Below are 24567 nucleotides of genomic sequence, written 5' to 3'. Positions count from 1 at the left end.
GTGGGTAACTGAGGAGCAAGGCCGGTCACGGGGGAGGGGCACACGTCACATCCGGGAGCCCCTCCGCCGCACCCGCGGACGGGGACGCCGCCGGTCCGCCCCGCCCGGCCGCCCGCCGGGCGAGGGCGCCGGCACCTTGCGCTCCGCCTGCGCCACGATCTCGACCGCGGAGTCGTGAGCGGTAACCCGGAAGGCTTCGTCATGAGCGGCCAGAGCGGCACGGAGGGCTCCGCCGGCGAGTCCACGACGGCGGACGACCGCCGCCAGCCATGCGAAGAAGCCCATGGCCGCAGCCAGCGCCACTGCCACCACCAGGTACGGCAGGAGCTCACTCATGCGACGCCCCCCGTCCTACTCGGACGGTGCGGGCGTCGCCAGAGCTTCGGTCAGCAGCGTCGCCGTCTGCTCGATCTGCCACTCGCGGGCGCCGAGCGCACGCAGCGCGGAGACGACCTCCGGCTCCGTACGCGCACGCGGCGGCTGCCAGCACAGCCGCCTGACCGTGTCCGGCGTCAGCAGGTTCTCCTGCGGCATGGACAGTTCCTCCGCGCGTGCTGTGACCGCCGCACGCGCCGCCGCGAGCCGGGCGGCGGCCGCCGGGTCCTTGTCGGCCCAGGAACGCGGCGGGGGCGGGCCGTTCGTCACCTGGCTCTGCTGCGGAAGGGCGGACTCCGGCAGTGCCTTCGCCTTGTCCACGGCCGCCTGCCAGTGGTCGAGCTGCTTGCGCCCCATCCGGTGCCCGAACCCCGGCAGGGCAGAGAGGGCACGCGCGTCCGACGGCAGCGCCAGGGCCGCCTCGACCACGGCCGAGTCCGAGAGCACCTTGCCGGGCGAGACGTCCCGCTTCTGCGCGATCTTGTCCCTGGCGGCCCACAGCTCCCGTACGACGGCCATCTGACGGCGCCGCCGCACCTTGTGCATGCCGGAGGTGCGCCGCCAGGGATCCTTGCGGGGCGGCGCGGGGGGCGCGGACGCGATGGCCTCGAACTCCTGCCGTGCCCAGGCCAGCTTGCCCTGCTGCTTCAGCTCCTCTTCCAGTGCGTCCCGGAGATCGATCAGCAGCTCGACGTCCAGCGCCGCGTAGTGCAGCCAGGGCTCCGGGAGCGGACGCGTGGACCAGTCGACGGCGGAGTGGCCCTTCTCCAGCGCGTAACCGAGCAGGTTCTCCACCATCGCGCCCAGCCCGACCCGCGCGTACCCGGCGAGCCGTCCCGCGAGCTCGGTGTCGAAAAGCCGCCGGGGCACCATGCCTATCTCGCGAAGACACGGCAGGTCCTGGGTGGCGGCGTGCAGGACCCACTCGGAGTCGGCGAGCACGGAGCCCAGCCCTGACAGGTCCGGGCAGCCCACGGGGTCCACCAGCGCGCTGCCCGCGCCCTCACGCCGCAGCTGTACGAGATACGCCCGCTGTCCGTAGCGGTAACCGGAAGCCCGTTCCGCGTCCACGGCGACCGGGCCCGTACCGGATGCGAAGGCGGCGATGATCTCTGCCAGGCCCGTCTCGTCCCCCGTCACAGGTGGAACGCCCTCGCGGGGCTCCAGCAGGGGGACCGGCGCCTGACCAGAGTCCTGGCCCTCGGCCGGGGCCTTAGCTGGCTTTGCTGATGCGGTTTCTCGGGCGTCGGTCACCGGTCAAGGGTAGCTGCGGGAAGCGGGTGGTTGTCCGAATGTCCGGGCAGACCGTTGCCCGTGGCACCGGAATCTCCGCCGGTGCTTCCGGCGGGCACCACGCGGTGGTCACGGCCGCGGCACACACGAGGCGCCCGCCGGCGATGTGCTGCCAGCGGGCGCCTCGAAGGGTGGGGGAGGGGAAGCCCCGAGATCAGTGGATGATGCCCGTGCGGAGCGCGACGGCGACCATTCCAGCACGGTCTCCGGTGCCCAACTTGCGGGCGATACGGGCCAGGTGAGACTTCACCGTGAGGGCCGAGAGGCCCATGGACACGCCGATCGCCTTGTTGGACTGGCCCTCCGCAACCAGCCGCAGCACCTCGACCTCGCGGCCCGACAGCTCACGCTGGCCGCCGGGGTGCCCCGGTCCGCCCGGGCCGCCGCCGGGGCGGCGGTGCATACGCGCCGCCGCGGCACCGATGGGGGCCGCGCCGTGGCGGGTGGGCATGGCGCCGAGGTTGTTGCGGGTGCCGGTGACGACGTAGCCCTTGACGCCGCCCGCGAGGGCGTTGCGTACGGCGCCGATGTCATCGGCTGCGGAGAGGGCCAGGCCGTTCGGCCAGCCCGCGGCGCGGGTCTCGGACAGCAGGCTGAGGCCCGAGCCGTCCGGGAGGTGGACGTCGGCCACGCAGATGTCGCGTGGATTGCCGACTCGGGGACGTGCCTCCGCGATCGACGACGCCTCGATCACATCCCGTACGCCGAGAGCCCAGAGATGTCGGGTCACGGTGGAACGGACACGGGGGTCGGCCACGACGACCATGGCCGTCGGCTTGTTCGGGCGGTAGGCGACCAGGCTTGTGGGGTGCTCAAGAAGAACAGACACCGGGCCTCCGAGGGCTGGCTGCGGACGGAACGATTCCGGTGACCATGCGGGCTGAGCCGGGGAGTTCCGTGTGGAAGGGTCATAGACTCCTTCGGCAGGTCGGGGGCCCTGCTTTAGGGAATGATCACCAATTGATGACCGATATTTCCCGAATCGGACAGCCGCTCGACCTGGCCTGTCGCGTGCCCGCCCGGGGCGCGGCGGAGCGGTGTCCTGGGGTGGTCAATGGGGGCCGGTCACGGGGTGTCGAGGCCCGAGGAGCGCGTCAGAGAGGCTGCGGACCGCGCCGCTTGGGGAGCGAGACGACGGAGCTTCCGTCACCGGACTCCGGCGGCAGTCCCGCGCACTGGCACAGCAGCTCGGACCAGGCGGTGAGATGGACGGCCAGGTCGGGCAGGGCGTCCGGCACCGCGGGATCCTCGGGGCGCGGCGTCCAGCTGGCCCGGATCTCCAGTTCCGTCTGCGGCGGGCGCTCGTCGAGGCCGCCGAAGTAGGAGGAACCGGACCGGGTGACCGTACCGCTGGAATCCGAGTACGCGGCGGACTGCGCCTCGAGCGCACCCGTCAGCCAGGACCAGGTGACCTCGGGCAGCAGCGGGTCGCCGGCCATCTCCGGTTCCAGTTCCGTGCGGGCGAGGGTGACGACGCGGAACGTGCCCTGCCAGGACTCCTGACCGGACGGGTCGTGGAGCAGCACGAAGCGGCCGTCCGCGAGTTCCGCCGAGTCGTCCTCGGGGTCCATTACCGCTGCCGACAGCGCACAGGAGAAAGGGGCGAGGCGTTTGGGCGCGGGCAGCGCGGAGAGCTGCACCTCCGGCCTGGTGTGCGCGGCGTCCAGGGCCGCCATCGCACGCTGAAAGGGCAGCGGGGCTCCTTCGCCTCCGCCGCCCGGGCTGCCGGAGCCCTCCGTCATCCTTGGTCGCGCCGCTGCCATGGGGCGCAAGAGTAGGGCGAGGCGGGGGCACAGACCTGTAGGGACACTCGCAAGTGGCCGAAGAACGGTGGGTGTTGAAGAAGCGGAGGCGCTCACAGCGCAGTCAGGAGAGAGGGCGACGGCCGGGCGGCTGCCGAGATTGGCTGACAACTGACGGCTCGTGAAAGTTGTACGCCGCCCGCCGGAGCGGAACGGGAGGATGGCCGCACGCCCCCGCGCCACCTCGCCGGTGAAGTGCCCTCCCGGGGCGTGGGAGACTGCGGTGCGTGAGTGCCAACGACCCCCAGCCGGGCAAGCCGACCGACCTGCACGACTCCGCATTTCTCAGGGCGTGCCGCCGGGAGCCGGTGCCGCACACCCCGGTGTGGTTCATGCGGCAGGCGGGGCGCTCGCTGCCGGAGTACCGGAAGGTGCGCGAGGGCATCGGGATGCTCGACTCCTGCATGCGTCCGGACCTGGTCACGGAGATCACGCTGCAGCCGGTGCGCCGCCACGGTGTCGACGCCGCGATCTACTTCAGCGACATCGTCGTACCGCTGAAGGCCATCGGGGTCGACCTCGACATCAAGCCGGGAGTCGGGCCCGTCGTGGAGGAGCCCGTCCGTACGCGTGCGGACCTGGACCGGCTGCGGCCCCTCGAACCGGACGACGTCGGGTACGTGACGGAGGCCGTGCGGCTCCTCACCGCCGAGCTCGGGGCCACGCCGCTCATCGGCTTCGCGGGGGCCCCGTTCACGCTGGCCAGCTACCTCGTCGAGGGCGGGCCGTCGCGCAACCATGAGCGCACCAAGGCGCTGATGTACGGCGATCCCGAGCTGTGGGCCGCGCTTCTGGACCGGCTGGCGGTCATCACCTCCACCTTCCTGAAGGTGCAGATCGAGGCCGGGGCCTCGGCCGTGCAGCTCTTCGACTCCTGGGCCGGCGCTCTCTCCGAGGCCGACTACCGGCTGTCCGTCATGCCCGCCTCGGCGAAGGTGTTCGGGAGCGTGGCGCACTACGGCGTGCCCCGTATCCACTTCGGCGTCGGCACCGGCGAACTGCTCGGTGCCATGGGCGAGGCGGGCGCGGACGTCGTCGGGGCGGACTGGCGTGTGCCGCTGGGCGAGGCCGTCCGGCGCGTGGGGCCGGGCAAGGCGGTGCAGGGGAACCTGGATCCGGCGGTGCTCTTCGCACCGCGGGAGGCCGTCGAGGCGCAGGCACGGCGGGTGCTGGACGATGCGCGCGGCCTGGAGGGCCACATCTTCAACCTGGGGCACGGCGTGCTGCCGGAGACGGATCCGGACGCGCTGACCAGGCTGGTGGGGTATGTGCATGAGCAGACGGTGGGCGGCTGACAGAAGTTGATGATTGTCAGCTGTCAGTCGTCAGCTGTTATCTCTTAGCCGTTAGCCGTTAGCCGTTAGCCGTTAGCCGTTAGCCTTCACCGCGGCCGTCGCCTTCCGTGCCGCCACCAGCACCGGGTCCCACACAGGGGAGAACGGCGGGGCGTAGCCCAGGTCGAGATACATGATCTGCTCGACGGTCATACCGGCGCTCAGTGCGACCGCCGCGATGTCCACACGCTTTCCCGCACCCTCGCGTCCCACGATCTGGGTGCCGAGCAGCCGTCCCGTGCCGCGTTCCGCGAGCATCTTCACCCGCATCGGCCGGCTGCCGGGGAAGTAGCCCGCGCGGCTCGTCGCTTCGGCCGTCACCGTGACGAACTGCAGCCCCACCTCGCGGGCCTGCGCCTCCAGCAGCCCCGTACGGGCGATCTCCAGGTCGCAGACCTTGCTGACGGCGGTGCCGACGACCCCGGCGAAGGTGGCGTAACCGCCGCCGATGTTGGCGCCGATGACCTGCCCGTGCTTGTTGGCATGCGTGCCGAGGGCGATGTGCCGGGTGCGTCCCGAGACCAGATCGAGGACCTCGACGCAGTCGCCGCCGGACCAGATGTTCTCCCGTCCGCGTACGCGCATTGCCAGATCCGTCAGCACGCCGCCGGATTCGCCGAGGGGGAGTCCGGCCTCCCGGGCGAGCGACGTCTCGGGGACGACGCCCAGGCCGAGCACGACCACGTCGGCCGGATAGGAGGCCTCCTCCGTGACGACGGCGCGGGCCCGTCCTGCGGACCGGGACGACGCCGGCTCGTCGGTTTCGATCGCGGTGACGGCCGCACCCGTCACCACCTCCATGCCCATGCCGCACATCGCGTCGCGCACCAGTGCGCCCATGTCGGGGTCGAGAGTGGTCATGGGCTGCGGGGCCTGGTCGAGGACGGTCACTTCGAAGTCCCGCCGTACCAGGGCCTCCGCCATCTCCACACCGATGTAGCCGGCGCCGACGACGACGGCCTTGCGGCGCCGTCCGCCGCCGTCCGGCGCGGTGCCCTGCTGCGTCAGCGTCTCCAGCAGCGCCTGTCCGTCCTCCAGGGACTGCACGCCGTGCACGCCTTCGGCGTCGATGCCGGGCAGCGGCGGGCGCAGCGGGCGTGCGCCGGTCGCGAGTACGAGGTCGTCGAAGTCCGTCCAGTACTCGCGCCCCTGCGCTCCGCCCGGCGGGAGTTCGCGGGCCCGTACTCGCGACCGGTCCAGGTCGAGTCCGGTGACCTCGGTGCGCATCCGCAGGTCGATGCCGCGTTCACGGTGCTGCTTCGGAGTGCGGGCGATCAGGTCGTCCCGTTCAGGGACGTCGCCGCCGAGCCAGTACGGGATTCCGCACGCGGAGTAGGAGGAGAAGTCGCCGCGTTCGAAGGCGACGATCTCCAGCTCGTCCGGTCCCCGGAGCCGGCGGGCCTGCGATGCGGCCGTCATGCCCGCCGCGTCACCCCCGACGACGACCATGCGTCGAACAGCAGCCATGATCCGTACTCCTCACCTCGTGGGCCGGGCCGGACCTGCGGATCCGGATTCCCGCGTGCCTGCCGTCCTTGCCGTTGCCCTGGTTACGCCGGGCGGTACCCGCGCTGGGACGATGGACACATGCGTGTGATCGTGATCGGCGGCGGCATCTCGGGGCTCGCCGCCGCCCTGCGGCTCTCCTCGGGCGGCGCCTCGGTGACCGTACTGGAGGCGTCCGACCGCCTGGGCGGGAAGCTGCTGCGCGGCGACATCGCGGGCGCCGCGGCCGTCGATCTGGGTGCGGAGTCGATGCTGGCGCGCCGCGACGAGGGCGTGGACCTCGCGCGGGAGGCCGGGCTCGGGGACGAAGTGGAGCCGCCGGCGGCCGCTAGTGCCGCGATCTGGTCGCGCGGCGAGCTGTGCCCGATGCCAAAGGGCCATGTGATGGGTGTGCCCGGCGACCCGGACGCACTGCGCGGACTCCTCTCCGAGGCGGGAATCGCCCGCGTCGGCGAGGACGCCCGGCTGCCGCGCACGGAGATCGGCGAGGACGCGGCCGTCGGCGGGTACGTGGCGGAGAGGCTCGGCCGCGAAGTCGTGGACCGCCTGGTCGAGCCGCTGCTGGGCGGCGTGTACGCGGGCGACGCGTACCGGATCTCGATGCGCGCCGCTGTGCCGCAGCTCTACGAGGTGGCACGGGCCGAGGCTTCGCTTCTCGCTGGAGTGCGCGCCCTGCAGCGCCGGGCGCCTGCACAGCCGGCCGGTTCGCCGGTCTTCGCCGGCATCCGGGGAGGGATCGGGCGGCTGCCGGGCGCCGTGGCCGAGGCCTGCCGGGCGGCGGGCGCGCAGATCCGTACGGGCGCTCCCGTACGGGCCCTGCGGGCGCACTCCGCCGCTGACGGGCCGTCACCGGGCGGTCCCGGAGCGCCGGGCGCTCCGGTTGTTCCGGGCGCTCCGGGTGCCCCGGGGGCGCCCGGAGCTCCGGGTACGCCGGCCACGGACGACGTCCCCGCCCGGTGGACCGTGGTCACCGAGGCCGGCGAGGCGCTGCCCGCGGACGCGGTCGTCCTGGCCGTGCCGGCGCCGCAGGGCGCGCGGCTGCTCGCGGACGCGGCGCCCGCCGCGGCGGCCGAACTGCGCGCCGTGGAGTACGCGTCGATGGCGCTGGTCACGATGGCCTTCCGGCGCGCGGATCTGGAGCGGGTGCCGGGCGGCAGCGGTTTCCTCGTGCCGCCCGTCGAAGGACGCACCATCAAGGCGTCCACCTTCTCCAGCAACAAGTGGGGCTGGGTGGCCGCCCAGGAGCGGGAGCTGTTCGTGCTGCGCACGTCCGTCGGGCGGTACGGGGAGGAAGCGGTCCTGGAGCGCGAGGACTCCGAACTCGTGGAGCTGTCGCTGCGCGACCTGGCGGCGGCGACCGGGCTGTCGGCCCGGCCCGTGGACCGGCTGGTCAGCCGCTGGGAGGGCGGTCTGCCGCAGTACGCGGTCGGCCACGTCTCGCGGGTCGCCCGCATCCGCGGCGCTGTGGAGCAGGTGCCGGGCCTGGCGGTGTGCGGTGCGGCGTACGAAGGCGTCGGCATCCCCGCGTGCATCGCGAGCGGGCAGCGGGCCGCCCGGGAGACCCTGGCGCGGGCCACGGCGGGCAGCGCGCGAGAATAGGCGCATGACTGCTGCACCGGAGCCTGCCAGGCCGGAGAAGGCGCCCAACGCGGGCAAGAAGGCCAAGGACCTCAACGAGGTCGTCCGATACACCCTTTGGTCGGTCTTCCGGCTGCGCGACGCCCTGCCTGACGACCGCGCCGGACACGCGGACGAGGTGGAGGAGCTGTTCGGGCAGCTCGCCGCGAAGGACGTGGTCGTGCGCGGGACGTACGACGTCTCGGGACTGCGCGCCGACGCCGACCTCATGATCTGGTGGCACGCGGAGTCCTCCGACGCCCTCCAGGACGCCTACAACCGCTTCCGGCGCACGCGGCTCGGGCGCGCGCTGGAACCGGTCTGGTCGAACATGGCGCTGCACCGCCCGGCCGAGTTCAACAAGTCGCATCTGCCCGCCTTCGTGGCGGGCGAGGAGCCGCGTGCGTATGTGAGCGTCTATCCGTTCGTGCGCTCGTACGACTGGTATCTGCTGCCGGACGAGGACCGCCGCCGCATGCTCGCCGACCACGGGAAGATGGCCCGCGGCTTCCCCGACGTACGGGCCAACACGGTGCCTGCCTTCTCCCTCGGCGACTACGAGTGGATCCTCGCGTTCGAGGCCGACGAACTGCACCGCATCGTGGACCTGATGCGTCATCTGCGCGGCTCGGAGGCCCGGATGCACGTACGGGAAGAGGTCCCCTTCTACACCGGGCGGCGCAAGCCCGTAGCGGAGCTGCTGGCCGGGCTCGTCTAGGTCTGTCGAGCGGCCCGGGACGCCTTCCTCCCAGGACGCTTCCGCCCGGGACCGGGCAGCCCGGCGGCCTCGCTCTAGGACGACGCTCCACCAGGCCAGGGGCGGGGCGCGGGACGGGCGGGGCAGTCCGCGGCGCGTCCGGGCGTCCTGTCGTGCAGCAGGTACGCGGCGAGGTGCCGGTCGGCACACTCGTTGCCCCCGGCGACTCCGTGCGTGCCTGCCCCCTTCTCGGTGACGAGGGAGGAGCCGGGCAGCCGCTTCCACGTCTCCACCGCGCCCCGGTAGGGGGTGGCGGCGTCGCGGGTCGCGGCGAGCAGCAGCACGGGTGGCAGCTCACCCGGTGCCGCGCGCACGTCGACGGGCCGGGAGCGCCTGCCGTGCCAGTACGCACACGGAAGGTTCGCCCGTACGTTCTCCCACGTCTGGAACGGGGCCCGGCGGGCGATCGCTGTGTTGTCGCGGTCCCAGCGCGACCAGTCGCGCGGCCAGTGCCCCTCGGAGCACTGCACCGCGCTGTAGACGGAGTCGCTGTTCTCCTGCTGCGCCGCCGCGCGCGGGTCGGCGGCCGCCAGCCCGGCCAGCGCCCGCGGGTCCCCTTCGTGGAAGTCGGCGAGGGCGGCGGCGAGCCGTGGCCAGCTCTCGTCGCTGTAGCCGGCGTCGTGGTAGCTGCGCAGCAACTGCCGTGAGCCGGCGCGGCGTCCGGCCCAGCCCCCGACGCCCCGCCTGTCGATGGTGTCGCGTGCCCGCTCGAAGGCGCGCTGCACGGCCTGTGCGCTGCGGCCGAGGCCGTATGCGGAGTGATGTGCCGCGGTCCAGGACGTGAAGTCCCGCCAGCGGCGCTGGAAGCTCTCGTTCTGCGCGAGGGCGTTGCGGTACCAGATCCGCCCGGGGCGCGGGTCGACGACGCTGTCGAGCACGAGGTGCCGCACACGGTCCGGGAAGAGGGTGGCGTAGACGGCGCCGAGATAGCTGCCGTAGGACGTGCCGACGAAGTCGGTCTTCCGGCGGTGCAGCGCGGCGCGCAGCACGTCGAGATCGCGTGCGTTGTCTGCGGTGGTGAAGTGGCCGAGGCGCTCTCGGTGTTCGTGCGCGCAGGCCCTGGCGAACGCGGCCGCCTCCTCGCGCATCCGGCGCTTGTACGCCTCGGACGGCACGCGCGGTGAGCGGAAGGGGCCACGGTCCGCCTCGGCCGGGTCCCGGCACAGCAGGGGTGCGGAGCGTCCCGTGCCGCGTGGGGCGTAACCGACGAAGTCGTATGCGCGGTTGAGCTTCTTCCACACACCGCCCCGCGTCGTGCCGTAGAGGGGGAAGCTCATGCCGTCGACGCCGGGGCCGCCGGGGTTATGGAGCAGGGGACCCCGACGCTGCTCTGCCGGGCCGGTCGCGCGCTTGCGGCTGACGGCGAGCCGGATCTTCTCCCCGCCGGGCTCGGCGTAGTCGAGGGGCACGGTGACCTTGCCGCACTCGGTGGACGATGGGAGTTCCTCCGACTCCGGGCACGTCCGCCAGTCGATCCCGGCGGTGGCCGCGGCTTCGGCCGCCCTGGCCGCGCCGACCGCCTCGCGGGCCTGGCGCATGGGCAGCGGCAGGCCGCCGGGGGACGTGCCGGGCGGGGGTGCTGGGGCGGCGGGTGCCGCAGCGGCTGGTAACGGAACGGCTGGTAACGGAACGGCTGGTAACGGAACGGCTGGTAACGGAGCGGCCCTCGCCGGGGCGACGGCCGTCGCCGTGATGACCAGGGCAGCGAGCGTGCCGCGGATCGCAACTGGGCGCACCGGCTGCCTCGTTCCTGCTGTGCTGTGAACGGGCGCCCGGCGGACCTTGCCATGGGCTGTGTGTGAGCGCCCGAGTACGGTGTGTGACAACACTCATGCTGGGCGCGGCAGTTGGCGAAGTAAAGGACCGGCGGGCCGTGGCGGCGGCGATGCGCCCGAAGCGGGGAGCGTGGGCGCGGCCGTGCGAAATCCTCCCGTACGGACGGGAGTTCGGGCCCTGGGCAGGCGCAGGCAGGCACCGGACGGATGCGGCCGATGCGGCCCGGGGGCGGGGAGGGCGTGTCCGTCAGCGGGCGCGCACGAGGTGCAGGGTGCGGCGGAGCCGGCCGCCGGGCAGCGGCTCCGGGCCTGCACGCTCCAGCCACCACACCCGCAGCCTCCGGCGCTCCCGCCGCCCGCCGGCGGAGCCCGAGTCGAGGACGTGGGCCGCGAATTCCAGTGCGTCGCGCCGGTAGCCGCCCGTCATGGGTCTCGTGCGCGCGTACGCGGTGAAGGCCGTACGGAAGGTCTTCTCGCCCAGGATCTGCGGCAGTTCGGGCGCCACCTTCGCGACGACGTCGGACCGCTTCGCGACGAGTGCGCGGCTCTGCACGGCGAGCCGGCCGTGGTCGAAGCCCTCCGGTGCCGGTGCGCCGGCGACCAGCGCGGCAAGCAGGCCCGCCTGCGACCGCGCGAGGCGCTCCCGCGCGGCGGCGGCGCCGGGCCCGGAGGTCCCGCCGGCGGCGCTGCGGGCGGCCACGGGTGCGGTGCTCGACTCCCCGCTCAAGTCCCTGCTCGACTCCCCGCCCCAGTCCCCGCTCGAGTGCCCGCTCAACTCGCCGCTCAACTCCCTTGCCGGAGTGGCGTCCTGGAGCACGGCCCGGATGCTCTCCAGCTCGTGCGCGAGTTCGCTCACGGGCGGGAAGTTCTCGTCCCGCTCCAGCAGCACGCCCGGTGGCTCCGTACGGGCGCGCAGCTGCGCGAGCACGTCCAGGACGGGCTGCGTGACGGGATGCCCGTGGCTGTCGTGCCAGACTCCGTCCCGCTCGAAGCCGCCCGCGACATGCACGTACGCCAGCGCGTCCAGCGGGAGTTCGTCGAGCGCGGTGGCCGGGTCCTCACCGCGGTTGACGTGATTGGTGTGCAGGTTGGCGACGTCGATGAGCAGCCGGACGCCGGTACGTTCCACGAGTTCGGCGAGAAAGGCGCCCTCTGTCAGCTCTTCGCCGGGCCATTCGACGAGCGCCGCGATGTTCTCCAGGGCGAGCGGCACCGGCAGCGCCTCCTGCGCGGCCCGCACGTTCTCACACAGCACGTCCAAGGCGTCCCGGGTGCGCGGGACCGGCAGCAGATGGCCGGCCTCCATGCTGGGGAGTGCCCCCAGGCCTGCCCCGGTGGGCGCCCCGCCCGCTCGTACGAAAGCGATGTGCTCCGTGACGAGCGGCGCCCCGAGCGCCTCGGCACGCTCGGCGAGCGCCGACAGCCGTGCCGGGTCCGGGAGTTCGGCGCCGCCCAGCCCGAGGGAGACGCCGTGCGGGACGACGGTCGTGCCGCGTTCGCGCAGGCGCCGCAGCCCGTCGGGCAGATGGCAGGGGCAGATGTTCTCCGCGACGACCTCGACCCAGTCGATGCCGGGCAGTGCCTCGATTCCGTCCGCGATCTCGGGCCGCCAGCCGATGCCGGTGCCCAGTCGTATCCGGGTGTCCGTGGCCCCCATGCGCGCCTCCCCGTGTCTTCCCCGTCTCCTGTGCGCTCCTGCCACGTAACGGGCCGGTCAATCCACCATGCGGCCGGTTCAGAGGTTGAGTTGAGGTTCGGCCGCCTGCGCCTCGTCCGGTACGGGCAGGGCTCAAGGCGGAGCGGACCGGTCCGGATCGGCCGGGACCGGCCCGTGCCGGCTGGCCGGTCCAGTCCGCCCACGTGCGCGGCAGCTCAGCTCCGCAGCGCCGGATGGCCGGCCACCACCGTCGCGGAGCCCGCGGCGACCTCGGTGAACCCCGCGTCCCGTACGACGGGAAGCCCGCTGCGGACCAGCCGGGACCACTGCGCCGCTCCGCCCGCCGTACGCACGGCGAGGGCGAAGTCCCCCTCGCGCCACTCCGCGCGCTCCGCCTCCGGCAGTTCCCACCAGGCCAGCTGCGCGCCGTGCGCGGCCTGTGCCATCGCCTTGCCCGCCGACATCTCCAGATCCGGGGCCAGCCACATCACGGGCACTCCGGGCTCCGGCGCCCCGGGCGGGGCGGGGTCGGTCAGTTCGGTGCCGGAGACCTGCAGCCGCGCCAACTCCCCGGGCCAGCCGTCGACGGGCACCGGCGGGAATACCCGCACCGCGGCGGTACCTCCCGTCACGGTGATCCCGGACAGCGTCTCCGCCCGCCGCCACTCGGCGCCGCGCGCACGCCGCACCACCTTGCGGATCGCGCGGTCCTCCCACAGCCGCACCCGCTCTCCCCACTCGCCGTCCTGCGAACTGCGCTCGTCCGCGAGGAGGGTGAGGACCGCGCGGGCCGCCGTCTCCAGTGCGTCCGTACGGTCCGGCGGCGCGTCCCGCTCCAGCCGGACGACCAGCGGCAGCGCGTACTCCTGCACGTCCCGTGGTGCGTCCTGAGGTGCGTCGATCACCCGTTCAGTCTGCCAGCCCTCGGCTATTGTCAATTCCTATGAGACTGGAGGGAGTCGGGCGACGCTACGGCCTGCGTAAGAACTGGGTCCTGCGCGGAGTCGACCTCTCGCTGCCCGAGCGGAGCCTGGTGCGCGTCCAGGGCACCAACGGCAGCGGCAAGTCCACGCTGCTGCGGCTGCTCGCCGGCATCGACGCGCCCAGCGCGGGCCGGATCAGCGGCCGTCCGCCGAGCGCGTACGTACCCGAACGCTTCCCGGCGGCAATGCCGTTGACCGCTCTCGGCTACCTCACCCACATGGGCCGCGTGCACGGGCTGCGCCGGGAGGCGGCGGCCGGTGAGGCCCGCGAGTGGCTGGAGTGCTTCGGTGCGGACGCGTACGGGGGCACGCCCCTGGCCGAACTGTCCAAGGGCAGCAGCCAGAAGGTCGTCGTCGCGCAGGCGCTGATGGCCCGCCCCGGCCTGCTGGTCCTCGACGAGGCATGGACGGGACTCGATCAGAACGCCCGCACGGTCCTGGACCGTTCGGTCGCCGAACGCGTGGCGGAAGGCGGCACCGTCGTCTTCGTCGACCACGATCCCGCCCGCCTGGCCGGATCCCCCGACGTGACCTACCGGGTCGAGGGCGCCGCCCTGCGTGAGGTCGCCGGATACGTGCCGCCCGGCCACGGCGGCGTCCCGCCGACGCGCCCGCAGGTGCGCATCGAGGCCGAGGGGCCGCCCGGCGTCGCCCTCCCGCCGGAACTTCCGGGCTCCCCGCGTACGGAGCAGACCCCCGAAGGCACGACGGTGCTGACGGCTCCAGCCCCGTACTCCGACGCTCTGCTGCGCGGCCTGCTCGCAGGGCACTGGCACATCCGCTCCGTCGCGGTCGAGGAGATCTCCCGGTGAAGGCGCTGCTGGCGTATCAGACCGAGCTCCTCGCACGGTCCCAGCGGTGGCTGCCGCCGTTGCTGCTGTACGTGGCGTTCATGGGCCTGGGCGTCCAGGCGGGCGGGCCGCTGCTGGACGCGCTCGGCTACGCGGCCGCCGCTCTGCTGCCCGTCACCGCATGGCTCGTGCGGATCTGCGTGGGCGGGGAGCCGCAGGCCGCCCGGCACTGCACGGTGGCAGCCGCGGGGCCGGGGCGCGTACATCTGGCGAGTGTGCTCACCGCGCTGCTCGCCGCGTGTGTGCTGGGCGCCGCGGCGACGGTCTACGCGGTCGCGGTCAGCGACCCCCGCAGTTCCGAGGGCGACGTGGGCGTGCCGGTGCCGCAGGCGGCCGGGGCCGGACTGCTGGCGATCATCGCGTGTGCGCTGCTCGGCACGGCCGTCGGGGCGCTGTGCAACCGGCCGGTGCTGAGCAGTACGGGCCTGGCCGTACCGTCCGGGATGCTGGCGGCGCTGCTGGTGCTGGTGGCGGGCGGTTCGCCCGCGAACGCCGCGGTATCGGGACTGGTGACGGGATCGCACACCGGCACGGTGACGGTGCCGTGGGTCCCGGCGGTGCTCTCCCTCGCCGTCGCCGCCGGGGCGACGGCCTTCGCCTGCCGCCAGGCGGCCAGGCGGAGTTAGGCCCGCAGGCTCGGCAGGCCCGCAGGTCACAAGCAGCCGACTGGCGCTGCGGCGTCATCCCCCCTGCCGGGTGTCCGACCTATGCTCGATTCCGGTTTGTGCTGATTTGCACCCGAGTATCGAGGAGTGGCGATGGCCGAGGCACTGAGTCAGAGACGCGCGACAGGGTTCGCGCCCGAAGCTCCGGTGGAGCTCCACGTCAACGGGCGCCGACACAGACTGCACCTGGACGCCCGTGTGACCCTGCTCGACGCACTCCGCGACAGCCTGGGCCTGACCGGCACGAAGAAGGGCTGCGACCAGGGCACTTGCGGGGCCTGCACGGTGCACGCCGACGGGCGCCGCGTCCTGTCCTGCCTGACGCTCGCCGCGCAGTGCGAGGGGCGGGAGATCACCACCATCGAGGGCCTGACGGCTCCGGACGGGGGAGCGCATCCGCTCCAGGAGTCGTTCGTGCGGCACGACGCCTTCCAGTGCGGCTACTGCACACCGGGTCAGATCATGTCCGCTGCGGCCCTCCTGGCGGAGGGGCGAGCGGGTTCGGACGAGGACGTACGGGAGTTCATGAGCGGCAATCTCTGCCGCTGCGGCGCCTACACGAACATCGTCGCGGCTGTACGGGACGTGGCCACAGCCGGGGGTGCCGATGCTTCCGTTTGAGTACGCCCGCGTGACCGGCGTCGATGAGGCAGTGAACCTGCTGGCGGCCGATCCGACCGCGTCCTACCTCGCCGGCGGCACGACACAGCTCGATCTGATGAAGGACGGAGTGCTCGGTCCCGAACGGCTCGTGGACATCAGCCGGCTTCCGCTCCGCGGCGTCACGCGTGACGCCGACGGCCTGCACGTCGGCGCTCTGACCACGATGGAGGAGCTCGCTGCGGACCCCGTGGTGACCGAAGAGCTTCCCGTGGTCCGGCAGGCGCTGCTGCTCGGCGCCTCGACCCAGCTCCGCAACATGGCGACGATCGGCGGCAACCTCCTGCAGCGGGCGCGGTGCCGCTATTTCCGCGATCCGACGGTGCCCGACTGCAACAAGCGCGCGCCCGGCTCCGGGTGCGCCGCCGTCCGGAACACCGCCCGGATGCACGCGATCCTCGGTGTCAGCGAACGGTGCATCGCACTGCACGCCTCCGATCTCGCCGTCGCCCTGGTCGCCCTGGACGGCGTGGTGCGTCTGCACGGGACCTCCGGCAGCCGCAGCGTGCCGCTGACGCAGTTCTACCGTGAGGCCGGCACCAGTCCGGACGTCGAGAACGTGCTCCTGCACGGCGAGTTGATCACCGGTATCACCATTCCTCCGCTGCCCGCGGAGGCTGCCTCCGGCTACCTCAAGGTCCGCGACCGGGCCTCGTACGAGTTCGCGCTGGCGTCGGCCGCGGTCGTGCTCGTGATGCGGGACGACGTGATCGCGCAGGCCCGCGTCGGGCTCGGCGGCGTCGGTTCGAAACCGTGGCGCTCGCTGGAGGCGGAGCAGGTCCTCACCGGTGCGCCGGCGAGCGGGGAGACCTTCCGCGAGGCCGCGGCGGCCGCCGTACAGGGAGCGTGGACGGTGCCCGGCACGGCCTTCAAGGTCGAACTCGCACAGCGCAGTCTCGTACGAGCCCTGCGGGACGTCTCGGGAGGCGCGCGATGAGCACCGTGCAGGCCAGGCAGGCCAGGGAGGCCAGGGAGGCCACGGACACCCCACCCGTCATCGGCACGGGAATGGACCGCGTCGACGGTGCCCGCAAGACGGCCGGTGCCGCCGGCTACCCGAGCGACGTCCAGTTGCCGGGGCAGGCGCACGCCGCCCTCGTGCAGAGCACCGTCGCCGCGGGGCGCATCCGGACCCTCGACACCGGCGCGGCGGAGGCGTCCCCGGGCGTGCTGGCCGTCATCACGCACCGCAACGCGCCCCCTCTGCCCGACGGACCGCTGACCGCACTCGGTGCGTCGCCTCCGGCTCCTCTCCGGGACGACCGCATCCTCCACCACGGTCAGCACATCGCCGTCGTGGTCGCCGAGACGCCCGAACAGGCCGCGGCGGCCGCGCGGCTGGTACGGGTCGACTACGAGACCTCCGACGCGCTTCTGGGCCTCGACGACGCGCGCGCCGAGCGGCTGGAGAACCCCTGGGGGATGGACACCGACCGCGGCGACGCTGCGGAGGCTGTGAAGACGGCGGAGACGAAGGTGTCGGCCACTTACACCACGCCCGACAACACCAACAACCCGCTGGGTCTCTTCACGACCGTGGCCGTCTGGGAGCGGGATGCCCTGACCGTCCACGACTCCACCCAGTGGCCGACGATGGGACGCGTCACCCTCGCGAAGGTCTTCGACGTGCCGGAGAGCGCCGTACGGGTCCTGGCACCGTACGTGGGCGGCGCGTTCGGAGCGGGCCTGCGCGTGTGGCCGCACGTGATCCTGGCCGCGCTGGCGGCACGCATGCTCCGGCGCCCGGTGAAGCTGGTCCTGACGAGGGCTCAGATGTTCACCTCGGTCGGGCACCGTCCCAGTACCGTCCAGCACCTCACGGTCGCCAGTACGCGGACGGGCGAACTGGTCGCCCTGGACCACCGCTGCACCTCGGGTGTGGCGATGGAGGACGACGACTTCGAGCCGTGCGCCGCCACGTCCGCGCTCTCGTACGCCTGCCCCAATGTGATCACCAGGGACGTCCAGCTGCGCCTGAACATCCCCGACCCCACCTCCATGCGCGCCCCCGCCGTGGGCCAGGGGAACTTCGCCCTCGAATCGGCGCTGGACGAACTCGCCCACGAACTGGGCACGGACCCGCTCGAACTGCGGCTGCGCAACTACGCCGCGGCTCATCCCGGGAGCGGCCTGCCCTGGTCGAGCAACGCACTCAGGGAGTGCTACGAGGCCGGGGCCGAGAGGTTCGGATGGTCACGCCGGGACCCGGCACCGCGTTCGATGCGCGACGGCGACGAGCTCGTCGGATACGGCATGGCCGGTGTCAGCTACCCGTGGTATGCCCAGTTCTGCAAGGCGCGGGCGACCGTCAACAGCGACGGCAGCGCGTTCGTGCGCAGCGCCGCGACGGACATCGGCACCGGCACGTACACGGTGATGACCCAGGTCTCAGCCGACATCCTGGGCATCCCGGCCGACCGCGTCCGCTTCGACCTCGGCGACTCGGACATGCCCCAGTCACCGCAGGCGGGCGGCTCGGGCCTCACCGGCGCCCTGGCGACGGCCGTACGGGACGCGTGCCGCGGTGTGCTCCGGCGGATCCTGGACCTGGTGCGGGAGGACCCCGAGTCGCCCCTGCGGGGCTGCGCGATCGGTGACGTGACTGCCGGCGGCGGCCGCATGCACCTGCGCGGCAGGCCGGCGGAGGGGGAGTCGTACGCGGACATCCTCGCCAGGCACGGACAGGTGGAGGTCACCGCCGACGGCGCCAGCACACCGGCGGACCCCGCGGAACTGGGCATGGCACCCGCCGGAGCCTTCGGCGCGAAGTTCGTGGAGGTGCGCGTCGACGCCGATCTGGGCGTGATCCGTGTCCCGCGCGTCGTCTCGGCGATCGACGGCGGGCAGATCCTCAACGAGAAGACCGCACGCAGCCAGATCATCGGCGGGACGGTGGGCGGGATCGGGCAGGCGCTGTTCGAGGAGACCGTCACCGACGCAGGGACCGGACGCATCGCCAACGCCACCCTCGGCGACTACCTCGTCCCCGTGAACGCGGACGTGACGCAGCAGGACGTCGTCTTCGTCGGCGACCCCGACCGGGCGACTCCGCTGGGCACCAAGGGAGTCGGAGAGATCGGACTGGTGGGGATCGCGGCGGCCGTCGCGAACGCCGTCCACCACGCGACCGGCAGACGCATCCGGTCGCTGCCGGTCACCCTGGACCAGCTGCTGTGAAGGTGCGGCTGTGAAGGTGCGGCTGTGAAGGTGCTGCTGTGAACGGCCGGATGTGAAACCGCTGCGGCCCGGCACCCCCTCGGGGGCACCGGGCCGCAGCGATCGTGCGTGACGCGTGCGAGCCGGCTGTGGCGGCGGGCGGGACCGGCTCAGTGCCGCCAGGGGCCCGTCACGGCGAACGTGGTGCCGGGCTCATAGCAGTTGACGTACATCGTGCGGTTGTCCGGCGCGAAGGTGACGCCCGCGAACTCGCCCCATGCGGGCTCCTCGTCGGTGCCGATGTCCTGCCGGTTGCGCGCCATCGGGTAGACGGCGCCGTGCTTGGTCAGGCCGTAGACGTGCTGGGCACCCTCGCCGTCCTCGGACACCATGAGCCCGCCGCTCGGGGCCAGGCAGATGTTGTCCGGCTCCTCGCCGGGCAGGTCCAGATCCGAGTCCGGCCCGAAGACGATGACGAGCGTCAGCTTCTTGTGCTTCGGGTCGTAGCGCCAGATCTGCCCGTAGTGGTCGGCCTTCGAGCCTTCCTTGCTCTTGGCGTAACTGGAGACGAAGAACACGGACTTGCCGCCCCAGTAGCAGCCCTCCAGCTTCTGGGCGTGCGTGATGCCGTCCTTGCCGAAGTCCTGGAAGCGGATCGCCGTCTTCTTGGCGAGCGGGTCGGGGACGTCGACCCACTCGACGCCCTCGAAGCTCGTGCCCGGCTCCTGCACGACCGACAGGTCGGGCACCCCCGGCACCCGCATGGCCTGCAGCTTGCCGCCCGCGTGGAGGGAGCCGTAACCGCCCAGCGGCTTCTCGGGCAGGAAGCGGTAGAAGAGCCCGAAGGGCTTCTCGAAGGCGTCCTCGGTCTCATACACCACGCCGTTGCGCGGGTCGAAGGCGATGGCCTCGTGCTGGAAGCGGCCCATCGCCTTCAGCGGCTCGGTGGAAGTGGGCCGGTCGTGGCGGAAGCCGACCTCGAAGATGAATCCGTGGTCCTTGCTGTAGCCCTCCTCTCCGGCCTTGAACTCGGTCTCCTCGCAGGTCAGCCACGTGTCCCAGGGGCTCGGGCCGCCCGCGCAGTTGGTGGAGGTGCCGGCGATGCCGACGCGCTCCTGCAGGACTTCGCCCTCGTGGTCGAGTTCGAGGACGGTGCAGCCGCCGAGCGCCTCGGGGTCGTAGGTGAGCCCCTCGACCGTGGGGACGCCTTGCTCGGCGTCCATCCGGTTCTCGTGGTTGCGTACGAGCCAGGTCGAGCCGTGGCGGCCGCCGTGGCCGTGGGGGCCGGCGAAGGCGGCCATCCCGTCGAAGTTGCTGGGCACCTTGCCCTCGCCGGAGCGCAGTTCGTCGCCCGTGCGGGAGAGGACCTTGTACTTGAAGCCCTTGGGCAGATCGAGGAGGCCCTCCGGGTCGGGCACCAAGGGCCCGTAGCCGGAACGACCCCCGGTGCCCTGGGCGGCGGCGGTGCCCGTGAACAGCTCCGAGAGGGCACCTGAGAATGCGATGCCTGCTCCCATCGCGCCCGATCTCGCCAGCACTTGACGTCGTGTCGTCATACGGAACTCCATGTCGGCGGGCAGATACCTCGTGTGTTTACCATGCGGACGGGCGTACGAGCACTAGCCACGACAGCAGCGGTCTACGCGCGTGCGTAGTGGCGTGCGTAGTGGAACGAATGCTTCCGGAACGGCTCCGCCGGGCGGTCCGCACGTACGGTCCGAGCTGACGGTGCGTACAGGCCCCGCGGTGCGGCGGGCCCGCCCTCAGACGCCGGCGATCCGGGCCCCGTCCCGGGCGAGCGAGGTGAGCCGGGAGATCGCGCGGAAGTACTTCTTCCGGTAGCCGCCTTCGAGCATCTCCTGGCCGAACAGCTCGTCGAAGGGCGCTCCCGAGGCCAGCACGGGAAGTTCACGGTCGTACAGGCGGTCCGCGAGCACCACCAGCCGCAGGGCCGTGGACTGGTCCGGCACCGGGCCGACGCCGGTCAGGCATACGGCGCCGAGACCGTCGACGAGCGCCCCGTACCGGCTCGGGTGGACGGCCGCGAGGTGGGAGAGGAGTGCGGGGAAGGCGTCGAGCGAGGCGCCGGGCGTGCCGTGCGCGGCGCGCCTCACCTCGTCCTCCGCGAGCGGCGCGGGAGCGGCGGGAAGGCCCCGGTGCCGGTAGTCCTCGCCGTCGATGCGCAGCGTACGGAAGTGCCCGGAGAGGCCCTGGATCTCGCGGAGGAAGTCGGCCGAGGCGAAGCGGCCCTCGCCGAGCTTGCCGGGCAGCGTGTTGGACGTCGCGGCGAGAGCCACGCCCTGTCCGACGAGGCGGCCGAGGAGGCTGGAGACGAGGACGGTGTCGCCGGGGTCGTCCAGCTCGAACTCGTCGATGCACAGCAGCCGGTGGCCGCCGAGGGTCGCCACGGTCTGCTGGAAGCCCAGGGCCCCGACGAGGTTGGTCAGCTCCACGAACGTGCCGAACGCCTTGCGCTCCGGCGGCGCGTCGGTGGCGTGCCAGAGCGAGGCGAGCAGATGCGTCTTGCCGACGCCGTAGCCGCCGTCGAGGTAGACGCCCCTTGGGCCGTGGTTGTCCGCTGCCGCGCCGCCGCCGCGCCGGAACCACCGCTTGAGGCCGCCGGCCGCGCCGCGAAGCGTGGGGGAGAAGGAACGCAGGACCTCGACGGCCTCGGACTGGCTGGGCTGCTCCGGGTCGGGCACGTACGTGCCGAAGCGGACGGTGTCGAAGCGCGGGGGCGGGACCATCTCGGCGACGAGCCGCTCGGCGGGCACATGCGGCTCGCGCGCGGTGAGGGAGAGCGGTGCGCCCGCCTCGCCGGAGGTACGGGCCGAGGCGGTACGGGCCGAATCGGCACCGGCAGACGCCGTACCGGCAGAGGCGACGGGATCAGCGGAATCGGCGGGGCCGGTGGGCCCGGTGGGACCGGCCGGGTCGAGGGAGCGGGACACGTCCCACATGCTAAAGGGCCCTGGAGTGCGGATTCACGGGCCGGCGGGCCAGCGAGCGGGCGCCGGACGGCGTGCCACACTGCCGACCATGCGACGCCTGTTCCCCTGCCCTGCCGACGACCGCCCCGGAACGTCCCGCGGAACATCCCCCGAGCCCGGAGACGGCCGGTGGAGCATCGACGCACTGGCCGAGGCATACGCCTACCCGGACCCCGCACCCGAGCCCGCGGCCCCCGGAGCCGGTGCCGGAGAGGTGTGGCTGCGGGCCAACATGGTCAGCTCGCTCGACGGTGCCGCCTACCACGACGGGCGCTCGCAGCCGCTCTCGTCCGAGGCGGACATGCGCGTCTTCGGCGTGCTGCGGGGCCTCGCGGACGCCGTCGTGGTGGGGGCGCAGACGGTGCGTCAGGAGGGCTACGGACCGCCGCGTGAGCGGGAGGCCTTCGCCCGGCGCCGCGCCGCCGCCGGACAGGGACCGGCCCCGGCCATCGCCGTCGTCAGCGCGGGCCTGGACCTGGACTTCTCCCTCCCGCTCTTCACACGCCCTCTCGTGCCGACGCTGCTGGTCACGGGCGCGGGCGCACCGTCCGACCGGGTCGCGGCCGCTCGGTACGCGGGCGCGGAGGTCGTCTTCGCAGGTGAGGGCGCGGCGGTCGAGCCCGCTCGGCTGCCCGCGGCGCTCGCGGAGCGCGGGCTGCGGCGGCTGCTGACGGAAGGGGGACCGCGGCTGCTCGGCCAGCTGGTCGCGGGGGGCGTGCTGGACGAGCTGTGCCTGACCCTCGCCCCCCGCGTCACCTCGGGTGAGGCCTCGCGGATCGTGAACGGCCAGGGCATCGAGGTGCCGGTGGACTTCCGGCTCGCCGGGGTACTGGAGGAGGACGGCTTCCTGCTCACGCGCTACCGGCGGGCACGGGCGTCGGCGGAACCGAGCGTTTCGGATACATCCGCAGGCGCCGGGGGAGCGTGAGTTGCGCGTACGCGGGCAGCCGTTGGCAGGATGATCCAGTCGGGGCCCACCGGCTCCATGTTCAAGAAGGGCACCGCCGTGTTCACGACCGTATTGATGATCGAGAAGCCGCTGGTGTCCGACGATGTGGAACTCGTCACGACGCTGCACGGTGACGAGGCTGTCTCCTTCGTCGTACTGATACAGCCGCGCGGGGACCAGGACCGTCTGCTGCGCGCCCTGGACGACGTCGCGCTCGGTGAGCTCGACCAGGCCGTCCGCGAGGGCAGCGAACCCGACGACCGCGATACGCGCGAGCCGGCCCGCCGGGCGCTGGAGCACTCGCTGGCGCTGCTGCGGGAGGCGGGCGCCGAGGCCCAGGGCCGGATCATCGAGAACCATCCGCTGGACGTGCTCACCGAGGCGGTCGAGCGGCACAAGGCCGACGAAGTCATCGTGCTGACGGCCCCGCACTTGGTCGAGGAGTTCTTCCACCGCGACTGGGCGACAAGGGCCCGGCACAAGGTGGGCGTCCCCGTACTGAAGCTCTTCGCGCACACACCTTGAGCCGTCTCCGGCAGGATCTGCCGGACGTGTCGGCCGGGGGCGTCTTCGCACCGCCGGACCTTCGCCGTCGTGGCCGACCGCCGTTGCTGCCCCCGGCGCGGCCGCAGTGGGTCTCCGGAAGGGCTGCCGGAGCCGGGAGGGGGCACGGCCGTCCGCAACGCATAGGCTGAGCGGCGCGCGTCGTGCGCATCCGGGGCGGGCCCCGGATGCGCTTCGCGCCCGTTCGCGAGAGTACGAATCCTGGAGGCGCCCGCATGGCAGCCGACCTGTCCAGCCCGACCGTCCCGGCGGACCTGGCGCGACCGCACTTCATCGGCATCGGCGGTGCCGGGATGTCCGGCATCGCGAAGATCCTCGCCCAGCGCGGTGCGCGGGTGGAGGGCAGCGACGCGAGGGAGTCCGTGACGGCGGCGGCGCTGCGCGGGCTGGGCGCGACCGTGCACATCGGCCACGATGCGGCGCATCTGGCGCCCGACGCCACGAGCGTCGTCGTCTCCAGCGCCATCCGGCCGGACAACCCGGAACTGGTCGCGGCGCAGCAGCACGGCGTGCCCGTCGTGCACCGCTCGGACGCGCTGGCCGCGCTGATGGACGCGTGCAGGCCGCTGGCAGTCGCGGGCACCCACGGCAAGACCACCACGACCTCGATGCTCGCCGTCGGTCTGGGTGCCCTCGGGCTCGACCCGTCGTACGCGATCGGCGGCGACCTGGACGAACCGGGGTCCAACGCGCACAACGGCCGCGGCGAGATCTTCGTCGCCGAGGCCGACGAGTCCGACCGCAGCTTCCACAAGTACGAGCCCGAGGTCGCCGTCGTCCTCAACGTGGAGCTCGACCACCACGCCAACTACTCCTCCATGGAGGAGATCTACGAGTCCTTCGTGACCTTCGCCGACCGGATCCGCCCCGGCGGCGTGCTGGTCGTCTCCGCCGACCACGAGGGCGCCCGCGAGCTGACGCGCCGGCTGCGCGAGCGCGGGCGGGTGCGGGTGCGCACCTACGGGGAGGCCGCCGACGCGGACGTCCGCGTACTCGACGTCACACCGCACGGACTGACCAGCGAGACCACGGTGCGTCTGGACGGGGACGAGCTGACGTTCGCCGTCTTCGTGCCCGGCAAGCACTACGCGCTCAACGCCGTCGCCGCCCTCGTCGCCGGCTCCGAGCTGGGCGTGCCCGCCGACGAGCTCGCGAAGGCACTGGGCACGTACACCGGTGTACGGCGGCGTCTCCAGCTCAAGGGTGAGGCGAACAGCGTCCAGGTCATCGACTCCTACGCGCACCACCCCACCGAGATGACCGCCGACCTGGAGGCCATCCGCGGCGGCGCCGGCGACGGACGGATCATCGTCCTCTTCCAGCCGCACCTCTTCAGCCGCACGCAGGAGCTGGCGACCGAGATGGGGGAGTCGCTGGCGCTGGCAGACGCCTCCGTCGTCCTCGACATCTATCCCGCCCGCGAGGACCCCGTCCCCGGCGTCACCAGCGAGCTGATCATCGACGCCGCCCGCGCCGCGGGCGCGGACGTACGGCACGCGGCGACCAGCACGGCGGGCGCGGAGCTGGCCGCGGGAATGGCGGCCCCCGGTGATCTCGTTCTCACCATGGGGGCCGGTGACGTGACGGAGCTGGGCCCGGAGATTCTCGCCCGGCTGCCGCAGCAGTGAGCGCC

The 24567-nt window shown here is 72.8% G+C and carries 21 protein-coding genes; 11 read left to right on the top strand and 10 right to left on the bottom strand.

The genetic code is table 11. The features are described 5' to 3' along the window. Window positions 1-45: 45 nt before the first annotated feature. The 4 genes from ACSMXX_RS05565 to ACSMXX_RS05550 form a co-directional block, all read right to left on the bottom strand. Window positions 46-336: a hypothetical protein gene (locus ACSMXX_RS05565; RefSeq protein WP_473182926.1), complete on the bottom strand. Its 291-nt coding sequence runs from the start codon at window positions 334-336 to the stop codon at window positions 46-48. A 15-nt stretch (window positions 337-351) separates the two neighbouring features. Beyond that, a complete protein-coding gene (locus tag ACSMXX_RS05560) occupies window positions 352-1629 on the bottom strand; it encodes an HRDC domain-containing protein (protein ID WP_473182925.1) in 1278 nt (425 codons plus the stop codon). Window positions 1630-1822: 193 nt separating this feature from the next. Continuing rightward, a complete protein-coding gene (locus tag ACSMXX_RS05555; protein WP_028433019.1) occupies window positions 1823-2497 on the bottom strand; it encodes a response regulator transcription factor in 675 nt (224 codons plus the stop codon). Between the two features lie 265 nt (window positions 2498-2762). Then, window positions 2763-3431, bottom strand: coding sequence for a DUF3000 domain-containing protein (locus tag ACSMXX_RS05550; RefSeq protein ID WP_473182924.1), 669 nt, complete (start codon window positions 3429-3431; stop codon window positions 2763-2765). Between the two features lie 266 nt (window positions 3432-3697). Between ACSMXX_RS05550 and hemE the strand changes: the two genes are divergently transcribed. Further along, entirely contained in the window at window positions 3698-4765 is a 1068-nt protein-coding gene (hemE, locus tag ACSMXX_RS05545) for a uroporphyrinogen decarboxylase (RefSeq protein ID WP_473182923.1), read from the top strand. A 72-nt stretch (window positions 4766-4837) separates the two neighbouring features. On the opposite strand, the gene ACSMXX_RS05540 is transcribed toward hemE, so the two are convergent. Then, window positions 4838-6271 (bottom strand): FAD-dependent oxidoreductase, encoded by a 1434-nt coding sequence (locus ACSMXX_RS05540; protein WP_473182922.1) that lies wholly within the window; start codon window positions 6269-6271, stop codon window positions 4838-4840. A 120-nt stretch (window positions 6272-6391) separates the two neighbouring features. On the opposite strand from ACSMXX_RS05540, the gene hemG reads away from it, so the two are divergent. Both hemG and hemQ read left to right on the top strand, forming a co-directional pair. Next, window positions 6392-7909, top strand: coding sequence for a protoporphyrinogen oxidase (hemG, locus tag ACSMXX_RS05535; RefSeq protein ID WP_473182921.1), 1518 nt, complete (start codon window positions 6392-6394; stop codon window positions 7907-7909). Window positions 7910-7913: 4 nt separating this feature from the next. After that, complete coding sequence (hemQ, locus tag ACSMXX_RS05530) at window positions 7914-8645, top strand: hydrogen peroxide-dependent heme synthase (RefSeq protein ID WP_473182920.1); 732 nt, start codon at window positions 7914-7916, stop codon at window positions 8643-8645. A gap of 74 nt (window positions 8646-8719) precedes the next feature. Here the strand turns inward: hemQ and ACSMXX_RS05525 are convergent, their stop codons facing one another. The 3 genes from ACSMXX_RS05525 to ACSMXX_RS05515 all read right to left on the bottom strand — a co-directional run bounded on the left by ACSMXX_RS05525 (window position 8720) and on the right by ACSMXX_RS05515 (window position 13021). Further along, window positions 8720-10222 (bottom strand): alpha/beta hydrolase, encoded by a 1503-nt coding sequence (locus ACSMXX_RS05525; protein WP_473182919.1) that lies wholly within the window; start codon window positions 10220-10222, stop codon window positions 8720-8722. 484 nt (window positions 10223-10706) lie between these two features. Then, on the bottom strand, window positions 10707-12116 hold the full coding sequence (locus tag ACSMXX_RS05520) for an MbnB/TglH/ChrH family RiPP precursor modification enzyme (RefSeq protein ID WP_473182918.1): 1410 nt from the start codon (window positions 12114-12116) through the stop codon (window positions 10707-10709). A 215-nt stretch (window positions 12117-12331) separates the two neighbouring features. Beyond that, complete coding sequence (locus tag ACSMXX_RS05515; RefSeq protein ID WP_473182917.1) at window positions 12332-13021, bottom strand: peptidyl-tRNA hydrolase; 690 nt, start codon at window positions 13019-13021, stop codon at window positions 12332-12334. A 38-nt stretch (window positions 13022-13059) separates the two neighbouring features. Here ACSMXX_RS05515 and ACSMXX_RS05510 point away from each other — a divergent pair, with 38 nt between their 5' ends. The 5 genes from ACSMXX_RS05510 (at window position 13060) to ACSMXX_RS05490 (ending at window position 18452) form a co-directional block, all read left to right on the top strand. Further along, the gene (locus ACSMXX_RS05510; protein WP_473182916.1) at window positions 13060-13911 is read left to right on the top strand and encodes an ATP-binding cassette domain-containing protein; all 852 of its coding nucleotides are present in this window, start codon (window positions 13060-13062) and stop codon (window positions 13909-13911) included. After that, entirely contained in the window at window positions 13908-14576 is a 669-nt protein-coding gene (locus ACSMXX_RS05505) for an ABC transporter (RefSeq protein ID WP_473182915.1), read from the top strand. The genes ACSMXX_RS05510 and ACSMXX_RS05505 overlap by 4 nt, the downstream gene beginning before the upstream one ends. A gap of 132 nt (window positions 14577-14708) precedes the next feature. After that, window positions 14709-15236, top strand: a complete 528-nt coding sequence (locus ACSMXX_RS05500; RefSeq protein ID WP_473182914.1) for a (2Fe-2S)-binding protein — start codon at window positions 14709-14711, stop codon at window positions 15234-15236. Window positions 15237-15246: 10 nt separating this feature from the next. Beyond that, window positions 15247-16212 carry an FAD binding domain-containing protein gene (locus tag ACSMXX_RS05495; protein ID WP_473182913.1) on the top strand — a complete coding sequence of 322 codons (966 nt, stop codon included), beginning with the start codon at window positions 15247-15249 and terminating at the stop codon, window positions 16210-16212. Then, window positions 16209-18452 (top strand): xanthine dehydrogenase family protein molybdopterin-binding subunit, encoded by a 2244-nt coding sequence (locus tag ACSMXX_RS05490; protein ID WP_473182912.1) that lies wholly within the window; start codon window positions 16209-16211, stop codon window positions 18450-18452. Before ACSMXX_RS05495 ends, ACSMXX_RS05490 begins: the two co-directional genes overlap by 4 nt. 149 nt (window positions 18453-18601) lie before the next feature. On the opposite strand, the gene ACSMXX_RS05485 is transcribed toward ACSMXX_RS05490, so the two are convergent. Both ACSMXX_RS05485 and zapE read right to left on the bottom strand, forming a co-directional pair. Further along, window positions 18602-19987: an alkaline phosphatase PhoX gene (locus ACSMXX_RS05485; RefSeq protein ID WP_473182911.1), complete on the bottom strand. Its 1386-nt coding sequence runs from the start codon at window positions 19985-19987 to the stop codon at window positions 18602-18604. Between the two features lie 207 nt (window positions 19988-20194). After that, window positions 20195-21205: a cell division protein ZapE gene (gene zapE / locus ACSMXX_RS05480; protein ID WP_473184644.1), complete on the bottom strand. Its 1011-nt coding sequence runs from the start codon at window positions 21203-21205 to the stop codon at window positions 20195-20197. 265 nt (window positions 21206-21470) lie between these two features. Here zapE and ACSMXX_RS05475 point away from each other — a divergent pair, with 265 nt between their 5' ends. From ACSMXX_RS05475 to murC, 3 genes are all read left to right on the top strand, one after another. Next, complete coding sequence (locus ACSMXX_RS05475; RefSeq protein WP_473182910.1) at window positions 21471-22349, top strand: pyrimidine reductase family protein; 879 nt, start codon at window positions 21471-21473, stop codon at window positions 22347-22349. A gap of 78 nt (window positions 22350-22427) precedes the next feature. Then, window positions 22428-22895 carry an indole-3-glycerol phosphate synthase gene (locus ACSMXX_RS05470; RefSeq protein ID WP_473184643.1) on the top strand — a complete coding sequence of 156 codons (468 nt, stop codon included), beginning with the start codon at window positions 22428-22430 and terminating at the stop codon, window positions 22893-22895. Window positions 22896-23149: 254 nt separating this feature from the next. Next, entirely contained in the window at window positions 23150-24562 is a 1413-nt protein-coding gene (gene murC, locus ACSMXX_RS05465; RefSeq protein WP_473182909.1) for a UDP-N-acetylmuramate--L-alanine ligase, read from the top strand. The last annotated feature ends 5 nt before the right edge of the window (window positions 24563-24567 follow it).

This window comes from Streptomyces sp. DSM 116795 (assembly GCF_055792905.1).
Note: the sequence above shows the minus strand (reverse complement) of the source record. Positions and strands in the feature narration are given on the sequence as shown.